Source organism: Actinoplanes sp. NPDC051475, from assembly GCF_040689425.1.
Taxonomy (GTDB): Bacteria; Actinomycetota; Actinomycetes; order Mycobacteriales; family Micromonosporaceae; genus Actinoplanes.
Genome location: NZ_JBFAZZ010000001.1, coordinates 1 through 19622, shown reverse-complemented (window position 1 = coordinate 19622; position 19622 = coordinate 1). Strand labels below are relative to the sequence as shown.

The 19622-nt window shown below is 73.0% G+C and carries 17 protein-coding genes; 10 read left to right on the top strand and 7 right to left on the bottom strand.

The genetic code is table 11. The features are described from left to right. Nucleotides 1–15: 15 nt before the first annotated feature. The 7 genes from AB0368_RS00085 (at nt 16) to AB0368_RS00055 (ending at nt 7568) form a co-directional block, all read left to right on the top strand. Nucleotides 16–876: a universal stress protein gene (locus tag AB0368_RS00085; protein WP_366151514.1), complete on the top strand. Its 861-nt coding sequence runs from the start codon at nt 16–18 to the stop codon at nt 874–876. Between the two features lie 13 nt (nt 877–889). Further along, complete coding sequence (locus tag AB0368_RS00080) at nt 890–3184, top strand: EAL domain-containing protein (protein WP_366151513.1); 2295 nt, start codon at nt 890–892, stop codon at nt 3182–3184. Nucleotides 3185–3325: 141 nt separating this feature from the next. Then, nucleotides 3326–3475, top strand: coding sequence for a hypothetical protein (locus AB0368_RS00075; protein ID WP_366151512.1), 150 nt, complete (start codon nt 3326–3328; stop codon nt 3473–3475). Between the two features lie 36 nt (nt 3476–3511). Then, on the top strand, nt 3512–4291 hold the full coding sequence (locus AB0368_RS00070) for an exodeoxyribonuclease III (RefSeq protein WP_366151511.1): 780 nt from the start codon (nt 3512–3514) through the stop codon (nt 4289–4291). Between the two features lie 83 nt (nt 4292–4374). Further along, nucleotides 4375–6096, top strand: a complete 1722-nt coding sequence (locus AB0368_RS00065; RefSeq protein WP_366151510.1) for a PP2C family protein-serine/threonine phosphatase — start codon at nt 4375–4377, stop codon at nt 6094–6096. After that, a complete protein-coding gene (locus AB0368_RS00060; RefSeq protein ID WP_366151509.1) occupies nt 6096–7139 on the top strand; it encodes a cobalamin-dependent protein in 1044 nt (347 codons plus the stop codon). Before AB0368_RS00065 ends, AB0368_RS00060 begins: the two co-directional genes overlap by 1 nt. Before the next feature lie 192 nt (nt 7140–7331). Then, nucleotides 7332–7568, top strand: a complete 237-nt coding sequence (locus tag AB0368_RS00055; RefSeq protein WP_366151508.1) for a hypothetical protein — start codon at nt 7332–7334, stop codon at nt 7566–7568. Between the two features lie 75 nt (nt 7569–7643). Here the strand turns inward: AB0368_RS00055 and AB0368_RS00050 are convergent, their stop codons facing one another. The 4 genes from AB0368_RS00050 to AB0368_RS00035 form a co-directional block, all read right to left on the bottom strand. Further along, nucleotides 7644–8420, bottom strand: coding sequence for a LamG-like jellyroll fold domain-containing protein (locus AB0368_RS00050; protein WP_366151507.1), 777 nt, complete (start codon nt 8418–8420; stop codon nt 7644–7646). 64 nt (nt 8421–8484) lie between these two features. Beyond that, nucleotides 8485–8865: a DUF6401 family natural product biosynthesis protein gene (locus AB0368_RS00045; protein WP_366151506.1), complete on the bottom strand. Its 381-nt coding sequence runs from the start codon at nt 8863–8865 to the stop codon at nt 8485–8487. A gap of 103 nt (nt 8866–8968) precedes the next feature. Beyond that, a complete protein-coding gene (hrpA, locus tag AB0368_RS00040; protein ID WP_366151505.1) occupies nt 8969–12943 on the bottom strand; it encodes an ATP-dependent RNA helicase HrpA in 3975 nt (1324 codons plus the stop codon). Nucleotides 12944–13000: 57 nt separating this feature from the next. Beyond that, entirely contained in the window at nt 13001–13780 is a 780-nt protein-coding gene (locus tag AB0368_RS00035; RefSeq protein ID WP_366151504.1) for an aldo/keto reductase, read from the bottom strand. A gap of 98 nt (nt 13781–13878) precedes the next feature. Between AB0368_RS00035 and AB0368_RS00030 the strand changes: the two genes are divergently transcribed. Next, entirely contained in the window at nt 13879–14244 is a 366-nt protein-coding gene (locus AB0368_RS00030; RefSeq protein ID WP_366151503.1) for a response regulator, read from the top strand. Here AB0368_RS00030 and AB0368_RS00025 read toward each other — a convergent pair. Continuing rightward, nucleotides 14177–16522 carry a PAS domain-containing sensor histidine kinase gene (locus AB0368_RS00025; RefSeq protein ID WP_366151502.1) on the bottom strand — a complete coding sequence of 782 codons (2346 nt, stop codon included), beginning with the start codon at nt 16520–16522 and terminating at the stop codon, nt 14177–14179. The genes AB0368_RS00030 and AB0368_RS00025 overlap by 68 nt on opposite strands. Nucleotides 16523–16591: 69 nt before the next feature. After that, entirely contained in the window at nt 16592–17734 is a 1143-nt protein-coding gene (gene gsmA, locus AB0368_RS00020) for a sporangiospore maturation cell wall hydrolase GsmA (RefSeq protein ID WP_366151501.1), read from the bottom strand. 191 nt (nt 17735–17925) lie between these two features. Between gsmA and AB0368_RS00015 the strand changes: the two genes are divergently transcribed. Next, nucleotides 17926–18867 (top strand): phosphatase PAP2 family protein, encoded by a 942-nt coding sequence (locus AB0368_RS00015; protein WP_366151500.1) that lies wholly within the window; start codon nt 17926–17928, stop codon nt 18865–18867. A 15-nt stretch (nt 18868–18882) separates the two neighbouring features. After that, on the top strand, nt 18883–19452 hold the full coding sequence (locus AB0368_RS00010) for a general stress protein (RefSeq protein WP_366151499.1): 570 nt from the start codon (nt 18883–18885) through the stop codon (nt 19450–19452). 77 nt (nt 19453–19529) lie between these two features. Here the strand turns inward: AB0368_RS00010 and AB0368_RS00005 are convergent. Next, nucleotides 19530–19622 (bottom strand): sigma factor-like helix-turn-helix DNA-binding protein (locus tag AB0368_RS00005; protein ID WP_366152363.1); only part of this gene is annotated, 93 nt, incomplete at its 5' end.

The window sequence follows — 19622 nt, the reverse complement described above, 5'->3', positions numbered from 1 at the left end:
GGAGGTGGTGAACCGATGCAGATCAGCGACCCTGCTCCTGTCGTCGTGGGCGTGAACGGAACGGCTGCGGGCCTGGCCGCCGCCCGGCTGGGTGCCCGGGAGGCGATGGTCCGCGGAAAGCCGTTGCGGATCCTGCATGTCTTCGCCTGGCCCGGCCGGCCCTCCTCCGATGATCCCCCGGATTATTGCTCCGCGCGACACGATGCGGAACTCATCGTGCGGGAAGCCGAGAACACCGCCGCCCGATCGGTGCCCGGCGTCCGGACCGAAGGGCTCCTGGTCGACGGCCCGCCGGTGCGCGAGCTGCTGCGCCGCAGCCGCACGGCCGATCTGCTGGTGCTCGGCGACGACGGTCTTCCCAGCCGCTCCCGCCTGCCGCTCGACTCGCTGCTGGTGCAGACGGTCGCCCGCTCGCGGTGCCCGGTTCTGGTGGCCCGCGGCGTCCGCCCGCCCGCCGGCCCGCTCATGGCAGCCGTCGACGGGTCGGCCAGCTCGCTCGCCGCGCTGCGGCTCGCGGCCGCCGAGGCGTGCCGGCGCCGGGTGGCCCTGGAGGTGGTCCACGCGGTGCCCGACCCGGGCGGCGTGCCGGCCGGGCGGCGGCTGCTCGACACCGCGCTCGCCGCGTTCCCCGGGCTCGCAGGGGCGCGAAGCCAGGTGCTGATCGGAGATCCTGCGCCAACTCTCGTACGCGCGTCGCGCCGAGCCCGCATGATGATCGTGGGCCCACGCGGCACCGGCGGCGGATCGCTGCTCGGCGCCGTCGCGGGTGAGTTGCTGCGCCGATGTGCCTGCCCGACCCTGTTCGTCCACGGCAGTCCCGCCGAGGACGGCCCGGTGACCGGTACGGCGCCGACGGCGGGGGCGCTGATGAGCTGACGACTGTCGGGGGGTGCGCGTGCGAGCCGCTGCGGCGCCCCTGCGTGCCCGCCCCTGGTGGCAGGCGTTCGGATTCGTGGGCGCGCTGGCGACCGTGCTCTACACCTTCAGCTCGTCCCCCACGATCGACGCCGTGTCCTTCGGCGTGATCGGCGTCGGCATGATCACGGCCTGCTTCACGGCCCCGTTCCGGTTCCCCGTACGGCCGCGATACGCCTGGCCGATCATCGGCACCGCGGCGCTGTGCTTCCTGATCGGCGTGATCGTCCGGCCGCTCGTGACCGCCCAGCCGGTGCTCGCCGACGCCGCCACCGTTCCCGGTTACATGCTGCTCGGCCTCTTCTTCATCGTCCTGCTGCGGGCGCGCGGCAGCATCCAGCGGCACGCCGTCCTGGACGGCCTCATCGTGTGCCTGGCCGGCGGGCTGGCCAGCGCCCTGCTGCTGGCCGCCCCGGCCGCCGCCGTCCCCGGCCGCCCCGCCGTGGTGTCGGTGCTCGCCGGGCTGTACCCGCTGTTCGACGTGGTCCTGCTGGCGCTGGGCATCAACCTGACCTTCACCGCCCGTTCCTGGCCGCCCGGCCTGATCACCCTGGTCACCGGGATCGCGCTCATCCTCACCGGCGACCTCGCGTACGCGATCATCGGTGTCTCCGGGCGGACGTACGCCTCTCCCCTGCTCGACGTGCCGTTCCTGCTGGCGTACACGCTGTTCGGGGTCAGCGCCCTGCACCCGTCGGTGGTCGAGCTGGGCCGCGCCGACCGGCACCCGGTCCAGGCCTGGTCGTGGCAGCGGATGACGCTGCTGGTGCCGGCGGTCGCCACCCCGTTCGTCCTGCTGCTGGCGATCGGCGGCCACTCCCTGGCGTACCGGATGCTCATCGGCGCGTGCGGCCTGGCCATCGTGGCGCTGCTCATGCTGCGCGCGGTCTCCGCCGTGAAGGCGCAGGTGGCCGCACAGCTGCATTCCGAGTACCAGGCGATGCACGACCCGCTCACCGGCCTGCCCAACCGGCGGATGATCACCACGGAAGTCGAGCGGCTGCTGGCACGCCTGCCGGTGGGCGGCGGCCCACGGGTCTGGGTGGGCCTGCTCGACCTCGACGGCTTCAAGTGGGTCAACGACTCGTGGGGTCACGACACGGGCGACCAGCTCGTCATCGTGGTGGCGAGGCGGCTGCACGCCGCGGTGCCGGCCGGCACGATGCTCGCCCGGGTCGGCGGGGACGAGTTCCTGGTGGCGTACGTCGGCGACGAGCCCGGGGCGCTGCGGCTCGTCGACGATATCCAGGGCTGCTTCGCGACCCCGGTGCCCGTACGCGACACCGAGGTGGTGATCACCGCGTCGATCGGGCTGGCCCACGCCCCGGCCGGCGGGGATCCCGCGGCGGTCACCGAGGCCCTGCTGCGCGACGCGGACACGGCGATGTACCGCTCCAAGGGTGAGGGGCCGGGCCGCAGCACGATCTTCGACGCCTCCATGCACGACCGGGTCCGCGAGCGGATCGAGCTGGAGGGCGCCCTGCGCACGGCGCTGGCGGAGGGCCAGCTGACCGTCGTCTACCAGCCCATCGTGCGTCTGGAGACCGGCCGGCCCACCGGCGCGGAGTCCCTGGTGCGCTGGAACCATCCCGAACGCGGCCCGATCCCGCCGATGACCTTCATCCCCGTGGCGGAGGACGCCGGCCTGATCGAGGCGCTCGGCACCTGGGTCCGCAACGAGGCGCTGCACCAGCTGGCGCAATGGCGCGCCGACGGCACCGTCGACGACGACTTCTATCTGTCCATCAACGTGTCGCCCCTGCAGCTCGCCGAGCCGAAGCTGCCCGCGACGGTCGCGGCGGAGCTGCAGCGGTACGGCGTGCCGGCCTCCGCGGTGGCGCTGGAGATGACCGAGTCCGTGATGGTCGACGGCGGCGGCGTCGCGGCCCGGGTCCTGTACGAGCTGCGCGAGCTGGGCCTGCGCCTGCTCGTCGACGACTTCGGCACCGGCTTCTCGGCGCTGGGCTACCTGCGCCGCTTCCCGGTCACCGGGGTGAAGATCGACCGCTCGTTCGTGTCCGGGCTGGGCGAGAGCACCGAGGACGAAGAGATCGTCCGGGCCGTGGTGGCGATGAGCCGGGCGCTCGGCCTCGGCATCGTCGCCGAGGGCGTGGAGACCCGGGCCCAGCGGGACGCGCTCGCCGCGACGGGAGTGACCCAGGCGCAGGGCTGGCTCTGGGGCCCCGGTGTGTCACCGGGCGACTTCGCGCTGCACTGGGCCGCGGACCGGCACGTGCCCGGCCCGGCACCCCTGGCCGCCGGGCCGTAGCCCGGGCGGGATTCCCCAGGAGGTGACAAAGGTCTCTCCCTCCACTGGCGCACCTTCCGCAAGTCCGGCACTATTTGCTCGGCCGGGTTCCTTGCATCGGGCCCGGCTCTGCCGATCAGATGGACAAGGGAGGCGACACTCATGGCAAGTCTGATCGGAACCGAAGGTTCGGTGATCTGGCTCGTGGCCGTGCTCCTTGTGCTCGCCACCGGCCTGGCGGCCGCCCTGCTCGCCGCCACCCGCGAGAACGGCACCCCGATGCGCGCCGACCGCCGTTCCCCGGAGCGCTGACGGGCCCCTGGCAGCCGGATGCGGCAGGCTGGAGCCATGCGCTTCGCCACCTGGAACGTGAACTCCGTCAAGGCCCGGCTGCCCCGCCTGCTGGACTGGCTGGACGGCACCCGGCCCGACGTCCTGTGCCTGCAGGAGACCAAGGTCGGCGCCGACGCCTTCCCCGCCGCCGAGGTCGCCGAGCTCGGCTACGAGACCGCCGCGTACGGCCAGGGCCGCTGGAACGGCGTCGCCCTGCTCTCCCGGATCGGCCTCGACGACGTGCGGCGGGGCTTCGACGGCGAGCCCGGCTACCCCGACCCGGAGGCGCGGGCGATCAGCGCCACCTGCGGCGGGATCCGCTTCACCTCCGTGTACGTGCCCAACGGCCGTACGCCGGACGACCCGCACTACGCGTACAAGCTGGCCTGGTTCGCCGCGCTGCGTACCGCGCTGGCCGAGCAGAAGGGCCCGGCCGTGCTCACCGGCGACTTCAACGTCGCGCCGGCCGACGAAGACGTGTGGGACCCGCGGCTCTTCATCAACTCCACGCACGTCACCCCGCCCGAGCGCGACGCCCTGGCCGCCCTTCGTGACCTGGGGTTCACCGACGTCGTCCCGCGTCCGCTCAAGGGCGACCGGCCGTACACGTACTGGGACTACCGCGCCGGGATGTTCCACCAGAACAAGGGCATGCGGATCGATCTCGTGTACGCCACCGCCGACGTGGCCGCCACCGTCCGTGACGCCGTGGTCGACCGGGAGGCCCGCAAGGGCAAGGGCCCGTCGGATCATGCGCCGATCGTGGTCGACACCGACCCCGGTTCGACCTTCTGAGCAGCTCCGACCACCCACCGGGCGCGTAGGGTGGGTGGAATTGCGACACCTGTCCGGCGGGGATCTCAGGAAGGGGGACTGTGGTGACGACTCACCTTCCGCTTCAGGCGGACGACCGGCGCAGCGATGGTCACGCGACCGGTCCGCCGGTCCCGACCCCCGCTCCCGCGCTGCTGCGGGCCGCGCTCGACGCCTCGACCGAGGCGATCGTCGTGTGCACCTCTGCCGACGATACGATCGTGCTGGTCAACGCGGCCGCGGCGGAGCTCGTGCCGGACCTGCTGCCCGGTCGCGGCATCGCCGGAGGACCGCTGGCGCGGCTGTCCGGCGTGCTGACCGAGGGCGGCGAGACGTTCACCGACGAGCGCGGGCGGCAGGTGCACGGCCGCCGCCGGCTACTCGACGAGAACCACTACGCCTGGTATCTGCGCGACTGCACCGACGAGGTGCGCCGGGCGGCGCAGTTCCAGGCCGAACGGGCGCGTACGGAGTTCCTCGCCGAGGCGGGGCGCCGGTTGTCCGCGTCGCTGCACCAGCGGCGCTGCCTGTGTACCACCGTCGAGCTGGCCGTGTCGCACCTGGCGGACGCCGCCGTGGTCGTGCTGCCCGCGCAACGGCGGCAGAGCGAGCGGATCCGGCTGGTCCGCGACGGCTCCGTGGAGGAGGGGACGCTGCGCGAGCGGATGCTCGGCGAGGTCCCCGGCCTGGAGGAGGCGCTCGGCGGGTTCCCGCCGATCCCGAGCCGCTGGCTGGACGCGTCGCAGGTGCCCGCCTGGCTGCTGCCGGAGCACTTCGGGCCGGTCGGTGCGCTGCTGGTCACTCCGCTGCCGGGCAACGCCGAGCCGGCCGGAGCGCTGATCCTGGCCCGACGCGGCGCCGACGCGGTCTTCGCGCCCGACGACGAGATGCTGGCGCGCATCTTCGCCGCCCGCGCCGGGGCCGCCATCTCGGCCGCCGCGCTCTACCGCGAACAGGTGGACACCACCGCGATCCTGCAGGCCGATCTGCTGCCGCCGGAGCTGCCCCAGCCGGACGGCGTGGAACTGGTCGGCTCCTACCAGGCCTCCCGCGACGCGCTGCGCATCGGCGGCGACTTCTACGACGTCTTCGAGGCGGGCGAGCCCGGCGGCGACACGGTGGTGGCGCTCGGCGACGTGTGCGGCAAGGGTCCCGAGGCCGCCGTGCTCACCGGCAAGATCCGCCAGACCCTGCGGGCCCTGAGCCTGGTGGAACGGGACCCGGCCGTGATACTCAGGGTGCTCAACCGGGCCCTGCTCGGCTCCGGACGTCAGCACCGCTTCGTGACGATGGTGGTCGGCTCGATCGCGCGCGCCGAGCACGGCCGGGTCCGGGTCTGCCTGGCCACCGGCGGGCACCCGGTGCCGCTGGTGCTGCGCACCGACGGCTCGGTCGAGGCGACCCCGGTGAAGGGCACGCTGGTCGGCGTCGTCCCGGACATCGCGGTGCGCCCGGGAACGGTCGAGCTGCATCCCGGCGAGATGTGCCTGCTCTACAGCGACGGGCTCACCGAAGCCCGGGGCGGCCCGACCGGCCAGGAGCAGTACGGCGAGACCCGGCTGCGCGACGCGTTGTCGGGCTGCCGCGGCATGCCCGCCGACGCGGCCGTGGAGCGGATCCGTCAGCTCGTCTCCGACTGGGTGCACGGTGGCGTCCGCGACGACATCGCCCTGCTGGCCGTGCGTGCGCCGGCCCGTACCAAGCTCAGCCTGATGGACACCGGCCCCGCCGGTTCCCCGTTCGCGATCGACGCCCGGCGGGCCGACCGGAGGAGCCGCGTCCGCTGATGACTGTCTTCACGACCACTCCCCCCAGCTCGCTCGGCGATCCGGGACTCGCCGACCACTATCTGCGGCTCGTCGGCGACGGCGACGAGTACGGGGCCGTCGGGGTGGTCACCGGCCTGCTCGACGCCGGCGTCCCGGCCCGGCGCATCATGCTCGACCTCATCGCGCCGACCCAGAACCGGGTCGGCGAGCTGTGGGCCGCCGACGAGTGGTCGATCGCCCGCGAGCACGGGGCGACGGCGATCAGCGAACGCGCCCTGGCGGCGGTGTCGGTCCGCTCGACGGTCCGGCCCACCCGCGGCCGGATCACGCTGGCCTGCGTCGACGGCGAATGGCACGCGCTGCCGGTTCGGATGCTCGGTGAGATGCTGCGGCTGGACGGCTGGCGCGTCGACTTCCTGGGCGCCAGCGTGCCGGGCCCGCACCTGGTCACCCACCTGCACCAGACCGGCCCGGACGCGGTCGCCCTCAGCTGCATGATCGCCACCCGGCTCCCCCGCGCGCACGCGGCGATCACGGCGTGCCGCTCGGTCGGCGTCCCGGTGATCGCGGGCGGCCGCGGGTTCGGCGCCGAGGGCCGGTGGGCGCAGCGCCTGGGCGCCGATGCGTGGGCGGCCGGTGCGGAGCAGGCGGTGGCCCGGCTCGCGCACCGCTGGCCGCCGGTCGTGGGAGATCCGTACGCGACCGCGTTCATGGGCGACGACGAGTACACCTACGTGGCGCGCCGCCGCGGTGATCTCGTGCAGGGCACATTGGACCGCCTCGCGGCGGCGTACCCGCCGATGGCCGCGTACGACCAGCGTCAGCACGACTCGACGGTCGAGGACCTGGGCCACATCGTGGACTTCCTCGCGGCCGCGCTCTACGTCGGCGACCCGCAGGTCTTCACGGACTTCGTCGACTGGACGGCGCGGGTGCTCGAGGCGCGCGGCGTGCCGCCGGTGGCCCTGTGCACCGGGCTGAGCCTGGTGAAGGAGCAGCTCCGGGACTTCCCGGCCGCGAAGGCGACGGTGGACGCCGGCCTGGCGCGGATCGACGGATAAACAGCTCGCGCGGTCCGCGGCCCGGCGCTACCGTGGGCGCATGATCTCCTGAGACGCTGCCTCTGCCGTGTTCCGGCACCGGGTAGTTCCGGCGGCGTACGTCCGCCGTGGGTCCGCCGCAACCGGCGCCCGGGGCTCATCGCGTTCTTCTCTCACCACGGTTTCCCCTCGATCGACCGAGGAGGCCCCACCATGCCTGACCGACCTTTCTCTCTGCACGTCGACCCGGACGACCTCGCCCGGGCGGACATCGCCGCGGCGGTGGACGTGCCGGCGGTCGCCGGCCGCACCGATGTGCGGCCGGACGCCGCCGCGCACCACGGCGCCGCGGACACCCGCCAGGCGGCCCGGGAACGCTCCGGACGCGCCCGCTCCGGGCGCGCCGCGTCCGCCGGCACCGGCCGGTCCTACGCGTTCCGGCGCAGCTGACCGGCCCGCTCACGACAGGACGGAGGGCCGGGACCCTTGCCGGGTCCCGGCCCTGCTCACGTCCTGGTCCGGAGCTCAGCCGATCCGCACCCACACGTCGTCGAGCAGGCCGTGGTACATGTCGCTGCGGGTGTGGAAGTTGGGTCCGCCGATGCGCAGCGGCAGGTTGTTGCCGATTGACAGCGCCGCCGGGACGGCGACGTGCCCGCGGTCCTTGCCGTCGACGTAGACGGTCAGCCGGCTGCCGGAGCGCTGGCACATCACGTCGTGCCACTTGTTGTCGGCCACGCCGACGCTGGAGCGCACGATGTAGATCGCCGGCTTGGCCGAGCCCTGCCCGATCACGACGCAGTGGGCCTTGCCCTGGGCGGCCCCGATCTGCATCTTCCACTGGCTCTCGGTGTCGGCGACGCCCTTCTGCATGACGTTCGAGGAGTCGGTCACCTGCGCCTTGGTGAGGCGTACGGTGGCGCCCCAGCGGAACAGCCGGGTGCCCGGGTCGAGATCCGCGTCGTCGGTGCCCTCGAGCAGGGCGCGCGGGCAGAGGGTGGCCTTGTCGGCGCAGGGGGCGGGGAAGGCGGCGTACTTGTCGGCGGTCGTGCCGTTGAAGTGCACCTGGCCACGGTCCGCGGAGCGGACGGTGAGGGCGGCGCCCCTGCCGGAGCGGTCGGCGACCCGGCCGGAGACGACGGCACCCGAGTCGAAGGTGTAGCGCGCGACCGTGACGGGCGCGGCAGCTGCCGCCGCGGTGCCGAGGCCGGCGGGTGCGGCGTTCGCGCTGGTCGCCAGGGCCGTTGCGGCGAGCATCGGGAGGGTCAGGACAGTCGTGGCGATTCTGACGGGGAGATGCATACCGAAAAGGTACGTTCCCCTTCAAACGCCGTGAAGTTCATGCGGTCGGCGTTTCGGGCAGCGCTCAGAGCAGACCGGCCGACTCGGCAATCATGCAGACGGCCACCAGTCGCATCAGGTGCCACTCCGCGGCGAGCCAGGCGGAACCCGAGATGTACGCGTGTCCCGGCTGCGGCACCGGGCGCCCCATCCGCTCGGCGGCGGCGGCGATCGACTTGGCGTAGGCCGCCAGCCCGTCCGCGTCGACCTCGCGGCCGGCGTGGTGCAGGGCGTCCCGGACGGCGGCGGCGTGCTGGTCGACCTGCGCGAGCAGGCCGGCGTCACCGAGGGCGGCGGCCAGGCCGTCGACGCCCACCCGCGCCATCATCTCGTCCAGCAGCGCGCGGGCCGGGTCGACGGCGGGAGCGGCGGAAATCGGGGCGAAGGCGAGGAATTCGTTCGTCATGGGAAGGACGCTAGGGCCTCGGGACGCCCTTTGACAGCCGGGTAACCGAACGGCACCCGACCGCTCCCCACAGCGCACCCCACAGCCCGCTTTCCGGGCCGGATCAGGCCGGGAGCTGGTCCATCGCCCGGTAGATCCGCTTGTCCGACACCGGGTGTGCCGTGCCGAGCGACTGGGCGAAGAAGTTGATCCGCAGCTCCTCGAGCATCCACCGGATCTCGCGCAGCCCCTCGTCGGCGGGGCCGCCGCGGGGCAGATCCTCGCGCAGCTCGCGGTACTCCGCCTCGATCTGGTGCAGCTGGGCCATCAGCTGCCGGTCGCGGGCCAGGTTGCCGCCGAGCCGGTCGAGACGGTACGCGATGCCCTTGAGGTAGCGGGGCAGGTGATGCAGCTGACGCCAGCCCGTGTCGGTGACGAAGCCCGGGTACACCAGCGCCTTGAGCTGCGCCCGTACGTCGGCCAGGGCCGGGACCAGCGCCGGGTCGCGGGTGGTGCCGAGCCGCTGGCCGATCTCGTACGCCGTGGCGAGCACCGCCCGCACCTGCGTGACGACCGTGGCGGTGGCGTCCACCAGCTCGGCGCGGACCTCCTCGCGCAGCTTGGCGAACGCCTCCGTGGACCAGGCCGGCCCGCCGGCGTCCTGCACGAGCCGGTCGACCGCCGCGCCCGCGCAGTCGTCGAGCAGGTCGGCGATCGAGCGGTACGGGTTGCCCCGGGACAGCTCCAGCTTGGCCCGGTTGTCCAGGCGCCCCTGCAGGTAGCGGGCGGCCGGCGGCAGGGTGAGCAGGAGCAGCCGCCGGGTTCCGGCCCGCATCGCCTCCCGCTGCTCGGCCTCGGTCTCGAGGACCCGCACCGCCACGCTGTCGCCCTCGTCGGCGAGGGCCGGGTACACGGTCACCTCGTAGCCGCCGCGGACCTGCTGGACCGTGCGGGGCAGCGTACCGAAATCGTTGGTGGTGATGCCGCGCCGCTCGATGTCGCCGGCCGCGGCGGAGATCGTGGCCCGGACCTTCGGGGCCAGGGCGGTACGCAGCACGTCGAGGTCGCGGCCCTCCCCCACCAGGGCGCCGACCTCGTTGACCACCTGGAAGTTCATCCGCAGATGGTCGGGCACCTGCCCGGGCCGCCAGGCGTCACGGGGGACCACCGTGCCGGTCAGCCCGCGCAGCTCGTCGCCGACCGCGTCCGGCAGCGACCCCCGCCGCGCCGGGATGCGGGCGAGCACCGCGTCGGCCCAGTCCGGCACCGGCACGAAGCTGGTCCGCAGCTGTTTCGGCAGGGCCCGGATCAGCGCCACGATGATCTCCTTGCGGAGCCCGGGCACGTTCCAGCCGAAGTCGTCGGCGTCGAGCTTGTTGAGCAGCGGCAACGGCACCCGCACGGTCACGCCGTCGGCAGCGGCGCCGGGCTCGAACTGGTAGGACAGCGGCAGCCGGACGCCACCGGCCAGCCACGCGTCCGGGTACGCGGCCGGGTCGACGGCGTCGCGGCCGGTGTTGACCAGCATCTCCCGCGTGAAGGTGAGCAGCTCGGGATTCTCCCGGCGGGCCTTTTTCCACCACGCGTCGAAGTGCCGGGCCGAGACGACATCGGCCGGGATGCGGGCGTCGTACAGGGCGAAGACCGTCTCGTCGTCCACCTTGATGTCGCGCCGCCGGGCCCTGTTCTCGATCTCCTCGAGGCGCTCGAGAAGCCGGGCGTTCTCGGCGAAGAACGCGTGGTGGGTGTCCCAGTCGCCCTCGACCAGGGCGTGGCGGATGAACAGTTCGCGGGACAGCTCGGGGTCGACCTTGCCGTAGCCGACCTTGCGCCGGGGCACGATGGGCAGCCCGTAGAGGGTCACCTTCTCGTACGCCATGACGGCGCCCTGCTTCTTCTCCCAGTGCGGCTCGCTGTAGCTGCGCTTGACCAGGTGCGGCGCCAGCTTCTCGGCCCACTCGGGCTCGATCCGGGCGTTCACCCGGGCCCACAGCCGCGACGTCTCGACCAGCTCGGCGGACATGACCCAGCGCGGCTGCTTCTTGAACAGCGCCGAACCGGGGAACAGCGCGAACTTGGCACCGCGGGCGCCGAGATACTCGCGTTTGTCGACGTCCTTGAGTCCGATGTGGCTGAGCAGGCCGGCGAGCAACGCGGTGTGGAAGCGCTGGCCGTCCGGGACCTTCTCGTCGTCCTCGGCGATCTCCAGGCCCAGGCTCCGGGCCACCTGCCGCAGCTGGGCGTAGATGTCCTGCCACTCACGCACGCGCAGGTAGTTGAGGAACTCCGCGCGGCACAGGCGCCGGAACTGGTTGCCGGACAGCTCCCGCTGCTTCTCCCGCAGGTAGCGCCACAGGTTCAGGTAGCTGAAGAAGTCCGATTCCTTGTCGGTGAACCGGGCGTGCTTCTCGTCGGCCACCTGCTGCTTGTCACTGGGCCGCTCGCGCGGGTCCTGGATCGACAGCGCGGCGGCGACCACCATGACCTCGGCAACGCAGTCCTGCCGGCCGGCCTCGACAACCATCCGGGCCAGCCGCGGGTCGACCGGCAGCTGCGCGAGCTGGCGCCCCATCGGCGTCAGCTTGCTCTTGTCGAGGGCGCCGAGCTCCTCCAGGAGCTTGATGCCGTCGGTGACGTTGCGCCGGTCCGGCGGGTCGATGAACGGGAACGCGGCCAGGTCACCCAGGCCCAGGTTGGTCATCTGCAGGATGACCGAGGCGAGATTGGTACGCAGGATCTCCGGCTCGGTGAACTCGGGCCGGCCCTCGAAGTCCTCCTCGGAGTACAGCCGGATGCAGATGCCGTCACTCGTACGCCCGCAGCGGCCCTTGCGCTGGTTGGCGCTGGCCTGCGAGACCGGCTCGATGGGCAGCCGCTGCACCTTGAGCCGGTTGCTGTAGCGGGAGATGCGCGCGGTGCCGGGGTCGATGACGTAGCGGATGCCGGGAACGGTCAGCGAGGTCTCGGCGACGTTGGTGGCGAGCACCACCCGGCGGCCGGTGTGCCGCTCGAACACCCGGTGCTGCTCCGCGGCGGTGAGCCGGCCGTAGAGCGGAACGATCTCGGTGTCGCGCAGGTCCCGGCGGTTCAGCGCGTCGGCGGCGTCGCGGATCTCGCGTTCGCCGCTGAGGAACACCAGGATGTCCCCGCGGCTCTCCAGCCCGAGCTCGTCGACCGCGGCGGCGATGCCGTCGATGAGGTCGACCGGCTCCTCGCGGCTCTCCTCCGTCTCCTCCACCAGCGGCCGGTAGCGCACCTCGACCGGGTACGTCCGACCCGACACCTCGATCACCGGCGCGGGTCGCTGCGACTGCGCCGCTTCCGACGCCTGGTCCTCCGGACGGCGCGGAGAACCCGAGGCAACAGAAGAAGCGAAGTGCTCGGCGAAACGCTGCGTCTCGATGGTGGCCGAAGTGATGATCACCTTGAGGTCGGGGCGGCGCGGCAGGAGCTGACTGAGGTAGCCGAGGATGAAGTCGATGTTGAGACTGCGTTCGTGCGCCTCGTCGATGATCAGAGTGTCGTAGCGGCGCAGCATCCGGTCGTTCTGGATCTCGGCCAGCAGGATGCCGTCCGTCATCACCTTGATCATGGTCTCGTCAGAGACCTGGTCGGTGAAGCGGACCTTGTAGCCGACCGTCGCGCCCAGCGAGGTGCCCAACTCCTCGGCGATGCGCTCGGCGACCGTGCGCGCGGCGATCCGACGTGGCTGGGTGTGCCCGATCTGGCCGCGTACGCCCCGGCCCAGCTCGAGGCAGATCTTCGGGATCTGGGTGGTCTTGCCCGAGCCGGTCTCCCCCGCCACGATCACGACCTGGTGGTCGCGGATCGCGGCGAGGATGTCGTCCTTGCGGCCGCTGACCGGCAGCTCTTCCGGATACGACACCGCGGGTACGCCCGCGAGCCGCGCCGCGAAGCGCTCCTCGGCGCGGGCCACCTCGTCGGCGATCTCGGCGAGGGCGGCGGCTCGCGCCGCCTCGTCACGGATTCTGCGGGTGCCCTCGAGCCGCCGCCCGAGCCGGTGCTCATCGCGGGGTAGCAGTGCGGACATCCTGCGGCGGAGCTCGGCGAGGTCCTGGCTTATGGGCGTTACAGACATGGCGCGTCAACAATAGGCACTCGCGGCGGGAAATGCCCGGTGATTATCGCCGCCCGGTCAGCTCAGCCGGGACAGCCCGTCGATCTGCGCCATCTCCTCGCCCGAGAGCACGAAACCGTCGATGCGCGCGTTGCCGGCGATCCGCTCGGGCGTACCGCTCTTCGGGATGACCACGATCTCGTGCTGGACGTGCCAGCGCAGCACCACCCGGGCCGGGTCGACGCCGTGGGCGGTCGCGATACGGGTGAGCACCGGATCATGCAGGTTGGTCGTCTTGAACGGCGAGTAGCCCTCGACCACGACGCCGCGCTCGCGGTGCTCGGCGACCAGTTTGGCCTCGTACAGCTTGGGGCCCCAGCGGATCTGGTTGACCGCCGGCTTCTCGCCGGTGGCCGCGATCAGCTCGTCGATACCGTCGATGTCGTAGTTGCTGACGCCGACGGCCCGCGCCCGCCCCTCCTGCCGGGCGGCCAGGAACTCCCGCCAGACCGGCACCGAGCCGCCCCGGCGCGGGGGCCAGTGGATCAACCACAGGTCGACGGCGTCGAGGCCGAGCGCGGCGAGGCTGGCATCGAGGGTGGCCCGCTCGCGGCCCACGCGCTCCGGCGGCAGCTTGGTGGTGACGAAGACCTCGTCGCGCGGTACGCCGCTGTCGGCGAGCGCGCGGCCGACCTCGGCCTCGTTGCCGTACATGGTGGCGGTGTCGAGGTGGCGGTAGCCCGCCTCCAGCGCCTCGCGGACGGCCTCGTAGGCCGCGTCGCCGCTCAGCTGCCAGGTGCCGAAGCCGAGCAGGGGCATGGCGACCGGCCCGCCGAGGGATACGGACGGAAGAGTCATGGCTCCATCTTGCAACGAAGTCGGCACGGCCCGTGTCCGACGGACGCCTGCGTCTTTATCTCTCCGACACCGTCGCTGAGGAAAGGCGGGAGCCCCGCATGATCGTCGTCGCCGAGGACCACGAGGACATTCTTTTCGTACTCCAGCGCGCCCTCGAGCGCGCGGGCCACGAGGTAGTCGCCACCACCGACGGCGCGGCCGCGCTCGAGGCGGTCCGCCGGCACCGGCCGGACGTCGTGGTCACCGACGTCGACATGCCGAAGATGACGGGGCTCGAGCTGTGCCGGGCGATCCGCGCCGACGCCGGCCTGCGGCACATCCCGGTGGTACTGGCCAGCGGCTCGATGCTGCCCGGCGACGCCCGCGCGGCCGAGGTGGGCGCGACCGCGACACTGCTCAAGCCGTTCCTGCCGGCCCAGCTCCTCGCATGCGTGGCGGAGCTGATGCCGTCCCGGCCGCTCTGACCTCGCGGCCCGGTTCCCGCAGCGCGGCCTGCTCGATCGCGGCCCGCTCGGCGAGCGCCCGGCCCAGGGCGGCCCGCGCGGACTCCGCACCGTCCGGACCGGCCGCCGCGGCCACGGGCAGGGTGAAGTGGAACCGGGTACCACCGCCCGGGTTGTCGGCCACCCCGATCACGCCGCCGTGGCGCTCCACGATGCGGCGGCAGATGGCCAGGCCGAGGCCGGTGCCGGCGTACCCGGCGGCAGTGGTCGCCCGGTGGAACGTCTCGAAGATGTCCGGCTGGTCCTCCGGCGGGATGCCGATGCCCCGGTCGGCCACCTCCACCCGGGTCCAGCCCGGCTCGGCGGGGGCGGCCGTGACGTCGATCCGGGCGGCGCGTCCCGCCGGCACGTACTTCAGGGCGTTGCCGACGAGGTTGTCCAGCACGTGCCGCAGCATCGCCGGATCCGCGTCGACCACCGGCAGCGGGCCGACGTAGATCTCCGGCGGCGGGGTCCCGGCGGGCTGCGGCTGCTGCGTACGCTGCTCGATCACGTCGCTGACCAGCGGCCCAAGCGGCACCGGCCGGTGCTTGAGCGGCGCGTCCCGCGCGGTCGTGTACGCGAGCAGCGTGTCGATCATGCCGGCCATCCGGTCCACCGCGTTCGCGACCCGTGCCATCGCGGCCCGCGCCTCCCGGACCTCCGGGCCGTCGGGGGCGTCGGCGAGCTCGTCGTCGGCGTTCTCGCAGTGCCCGCGGACGACCGCCAGCGGCGCCTTGAGGTCGTGCGCGACCACCCCGGCGAAGACCGCGAGATCGTTCTCGTAGCGGCGCAGCTCGGTGATGTCGTGGAACACCGCGACCGCGCCGTGCTGCCCGGCGCTGGGGTCGAGCGGGCGGCCGTCGACGCTGACCAGGATGTCGTCCGGGCGGCTGTCGTTGCGGATCAGCATCTCGACGCCGTTGGAGACCTCGCCGCGCAGCGCCCGGACGAGGGGCATCTCCTCGACCGGGAACGGGGTGTGGCCGTCGGGGCGGAAGAGCCCGTAGTGCTCCTGCCAGCCCTCCGGGCCCTCGACGTGGTCGGCCACCCCGAGCAGCGCCTTCGCAGCGGGGTTGTGCAGCAGGAAGGCGCCGTTCTCGTCGACCACGCCGACGCCGTCGCCGATGCTCGCCATGATGGCGCTGAGCAGGCCGGCCTGGCGGCGGCTCTCCGCCTCCGCGGCGCGCAGGTCGGCGGTCGCGACCAGCACCCGCGCCTTCGCCCGCGAGCGGCTCGTGGCCAGGATCCAGACCACCAGCGCCAGCATGCCGGTGATGACGAGGCCGCCGATCAGCACGGCGGTGGGCGTATCGCTGCGGGCGCCCGGCAGGTAGTGCGAGTCCGCGCCGGTGAGCAGGGTCCACTGCCGGTCGGCGACCGGGAAGGAGGCCTGGCGGGTCAGGTCCCGCACGCCGCGGGCGTCGTACGCGGCGACCTCGACGCGCCGGTCGCTGCCGTCGGTGGCGTACAGCTCGCCGTCGAGCAGGCCCTGGCTGGCCGTGCTGAGCACGCCGCCGAGGAAGTCCCGGCCGTGCAGGCCCATCGCCAGCCACCCCAGGAAGGGCGGCGCCCGACCGGGGGCGGGAGCGGCGGCGAAGACCGGTGCCACGAAGAGGAACGACAGCTGCTGGCGTGCCTCCGGCAGGTTGCGGTCCCCGAGCAGGACGTACGCCCCGGACACGGTGGGCTGCCCGGTGCGACGGGCCTCCGCCAGCGCCGCGGCGGGTTCGGGGGCGGCCGACACGTCGATGCCCAGCGGGCCGGCGCCGCCGCTGTTGAGGCTGCGCCGGAAGACGGGGAACAGGTGCTCGCCGGGCGCGCCGAGCGGCTCCAGGGAGAGGCCGGGCGCGCCGCGCGAGCGCCAGAGCCGCTCGGTGGCGGTGACGCCGCCGGGTTCGGCGGGCACCACGAAGGCCACCGAGGTCGCACCCACCAGGCCCGCCTGGCCCAGGGGTGCGGTGGCCGCGGCGAAGTCGGCGGCGGTCAGGCGGGCGTTCGTGCCCAGCCCGGCGGCCACCGCCTGCATGAGGTCGCGGTAGCGGCCGGTCTCCCCGATGACGACGGCCCGCGCGACGGCGGTGCGCTGGTCCATCACCCGGTCCGCCGCCACGCGCTGGTCGCCGCGCAGGACCCCGACGGTGACCAGCGTGGCCGTGACGCCCAGGACCAGTACGCCCGCCACGAGCAGCGGGCCGACGAAGCGTCCGTGCCACGCTCCCGCCGGCTCGTTCCGCGCGGTACCGGGCCTGCTCCTCACCGAAACGAGCATAAGACGCAAATCACCCCCGTCGGCGAGGTTCCGCCGACGGGGGTGAGGATGGCTCGCCTACTTCCAGGTGTCGTACTGGTACAGCTTCCAGGACGCCATGATGCCGGTGACCTTGGTGTAGTACTTCGGGTCGGTGGCGTATCCGGCCTTCCAGACGTTCCAGATGAACTTGTTCGCGTTCTTGGTGTAGGTGAACGCCGGCTTGTACCGGGGGTTCACCCGCAGGAAGCTGCCGTGGTCGCGGAACGAGTTCGTCTGCGAGGCGTAGGTGCGGAAGGCGCCCGAGGTCGAGAAGCAGTTGCCGGCCTTCGTGCACTCCTTCGTGCGGTAGACGTGGCAGCCGCTCGCGAGCTTGCCGTACGAGCCGTTCTGGCACTTGATGCCGAAGAAGTTCTTGTCGACCGTCGAGAGGCCGCTACGGCCCCATCCGGACTCGAGGATGGCCTGGGCGATCGTCACCGACGGCGGGACGCCGTACTCGCGCCATCCGCGCTGCGCGCCCGGCACCGAGGCCTTGATGAACTGCTCCGGGGTGAGCGTCACCGTCGGCACCGGCACCACCGCGCCCGTGCAGGCGGGGATCGTGCCCGAGTACATGTACCCGTGCGAGATGTAGGCGCCGGCCGACGTACGGTCCCACTGGGTGGTGGTGCGCACCGTACCGGTGACGCTCTGCCCGGCGACCGCGCAGACGAGGTTGACCTTGGTGCCCGACGTCACCGAGCCCAGGATCGAGCCGGCGGTCGACGGCGCCGAGCGCAGGTTGACCCGGCCCTCGAGGCTCTTGACCGTGCCGACGACGTACTTCTTGGCGGCGGTGGTGCTGACCGGCTTGGCCTTCACGGGCACCGCGGTCGGCGAACCGGCCGCACAGCGCGGCAGCGCCCGCGACGCCGACACGTACCCGTGGGAGATGTACTTGCCGGTGGCGAGCTTGTCCCACGCCGTCGTGGTGCGCAGGGAGCCCTTGACGTTCTGACCGGTCAGCGTGCAGGCGATCGTGATCTTCTGCCCGTTGCGCAGCGAGCCGACCACCTTGGCGGCCAGCGACGGCGCGGAGCGGACCTTCAGCGTGGTGCCTACCTTCACGGTCGCGGTCACCCCGGCGGCGACAGCGGCCTGCGGCGCCACGACCAGGCCGGCCCCGAGCGCAACCGCCAGCAGCGGCCCGGTGAGCAGTCGTCGGGCGGTAAGCAGCATGAAAATCCCCTCGATCGCGGCCTCGGCGTCCCCTCGCTCCGGCTCCGTTCGAAGATCCCGGGGGGCCGTTGCGGGCCGAGAGCGAACCCGGGTGCAGTCGAGTTGCCGTGATCCCCTGGCGCCACGCTTGAAATCGGTGCGGTCTGGGCATTGCGGAACCGCCCGCCGCGACGTACAGGAGGACCCATCCGATGACGGCCTTGGCATCCCGCCCCGCGAAGCAGGAGACAGCCGCCGCAGGCCGCGGACTCACCCACGTGTTCGCGCACGCGTTCGTCAGCGTGCTGGCGGCCGTGGGCGTCGCGCTCGTGTACTACGCGTGCGTCCGTACGCCGCTGGGCCAGAGCGTCGACACCCTGGTCATGCGGGGCGCCGACGTGCAGCACCCGAAGATCGTCGGGGTGCTGGACCGGGCCCTGAACGGCACGACGCTGGTCAGCCTCGTGGCGGTCTGCCTGGTCGCCGCCACGATCGGCGTGATCCGCCGCCGCGCCGACCTGGCGATCGCCGCGGCCGTCCTGGTGCTCGGCGCGAACGCGAGCACGCAACTGCTCAAGATGCGGCTCCCCCGCCCGGACCTCGACGGCTTCCCGGCCCCCAACTCGTTCCCCAGCGGCCACACCGCCGCCGCGGCATCGGTCGCGTTCGCGCTGATCCTGGTCCTGCCGTTCGCGATCCGGGGCACCGTGGCGCTGGCCGGCGCGGCGTACGTGACGATCATCGCGATCGCCACCGTCTGGGCCGAATGGCACCGCCCCAGCGACACCGTCGCCGCCCTGCTGATCGTCCTCGCCTGGGCCGCGCTGGCATCGGCGTTCGTCCGGGCCCGCCGGGTCCGCATCACCGGCGTGACGGCGCGCCCCAACCGCAAGGCGATGCTGCTGTTCACCGTCGTGGGCGCGATCTCCGCGGTGGGCGCCCTGCTCGGCCTCGGCGCGGTGGCGCTCTCCCTCCGCCTCGCCCCGGACCTCGTCCCGGGCCGCGTCGCCTTCGCCGCCGGGGCGGCCGCGGTCACCGCGTCGGTGGCCGCCGTCTTCGCCGTCTGGGTACGCCTGGCCGCGGGCGACCAGCCCTCGTCACCGGACGGGGCCCCGGTACTTGCCCGGGCATCGTCCGCACCCCTGTCCGACTGACTCCCTGGAGGCACCATGTCCACCCCCACCGATCCGACCATGCCGGGCGCGTCCGGCACCGTCCCACCGGGCCCGGGCGGCGTACCCTTCACGCCGGCGACCGAGCCCGCCACCCCGGCCGGCCTGCCCACCCCCACCGTCACGGTGGCCACCTACCCGGACTACCCCCTCGCCCAGCAGGCGGTCGACTACCTGTCCGACAACAAGTTCCCGGTCGAGAAGACGAGCATCGTCGGCACCGACCTGCGCCTCGTCGAGAACGTCCTCGGGCGCGTGACCGTCGCCCGCGCGGCCATGGCGGGCGCGGCGAGCGGGGCCTGGTTCGGCCTGTTCCTGGGCCTCTTCTTCGGCCTCTTCAGCGACTCCAACTGGTTCAGCGTCATCTTCCTGGGCCTGCTCATCGGCGCGATCTGGGGCGCCGTCTTCGGCGCGATCGCCCAGGCGATGACCCGGGGCCGGCGCGACTTCTCGTCGCGCAGCTCGCTCCAGGCGGCCCAGTACGCGGTGATCGCCGACGCGGACGTGGCGGACGACGCGCGGCAGCTGCTGACCCGGCTGAACTGGCAGAACAGCGGCGCAAGCTGAGCGCACACGCACACGCACACGCGAACGCGCCGTCCCCGTCAGGAGGCGGCGCGTTTTCGCGTATGCGGCGGGTGCGGTCAGATGCTGTCGGCGGCGAGCTGGCCGCGGAGCTTGGTCAGGGCCTTGGTGAGCAGGCGGCTGACGTGCATCTGGGAGATGCCGACCTGCTC

Bases quoted from the DNA above. Each gene is read 5' to 3' on its own strand.
- AB0368_RS00035 (WP_366151504.1), bottom strand. From the start codon at position 13,780: ATGACTCTTCCGTCCGTATCCCTCGGCGGGCCGGTCGCCATGCCCCTG.
- AB0368_RS00085 (WP_366151514.1), top strand. From the start codon at position 16: ATGCAGATCAGCGACCCTGCTCCTGTCGTCGTGGGCGTGAACGGAACG.
- AB0368_RS00045 (WP_366151506.1), bottom strand. From the start codon at position 8,865: ATGACGAACGAATTCCTCGCCTTCGCCCCGATTTCCGCCGCTCCCGCC.
- AB0368_RS00050 (WP_366151507.1), bottom strand. From the start codon at position 8,420: ATGCATCTCCCCGTCAGAATCGCCACGACTGTCCTGACCCTCCCGATG.
- AB0368_RS00060 (WP_366151509.1), top strand. From the start codon at position 6,096: ATGACTGTCTTCACGACCACTCCCCCCAGCTCGCTCGGCGATCCGGGA.
- AB0368_RS00070 (WP_366151511.1), top strand. From the start codon at position 3,512: ATGCGCTTCGCCACCTGGAACGTGAACTCCGTCAAGGCCCGGCTGCCC.
- AB0368_RS00075 (WP_366151512.1), top strand. From the start codon at position 3,326: ATGGCAAGTCTGATCGGAACCGAAGGTTCGGTGATCTGGCTCGTGGCC.
- AB0368_RS00030 (WP_366151503.1), top strand. From the start codon at position 13,879: ATGATCGTCGTCGCCGAGGACCACGAGGACATTCTTTTCGTACTCCAG.
- AB0368_RS00055 (WP_366151508.1), top strand. From the start codon at position 7,332: ATGCCTGACCGACCTTTCTCTCTGCACGTCGACCCGGACGACCTCGCC.
- AB0368_RS00015 (WP_366151500.1), top strand. From the start codon at position 17,926: ATGACGGCCTTGGCATCCCGCCCCGCGAAGCAGGAGACAGCCGCCGCA.
- hrpA (WP_366151505.1), bottom strand. From the start codon at position 12,943: ATGTCTGTAACGCCCATAAGCCAGGACCTCGCCGAGCTCCGCCGCAGG.
- AB0368_RS00010 (WP_366151499.1), top strand. From the start codon at position 18,883: ATGTCCACCCCCACCGATCCGACCATGCCGGGCGCGTCCGGCACCGTC.
- gsmA (WP_366151501.1), bottom strand. From the start codon at position 17,734: ATGCTGCTTACCGCCCGACGACTGCTCACCGGGCCGCTGCTGGCGGTT.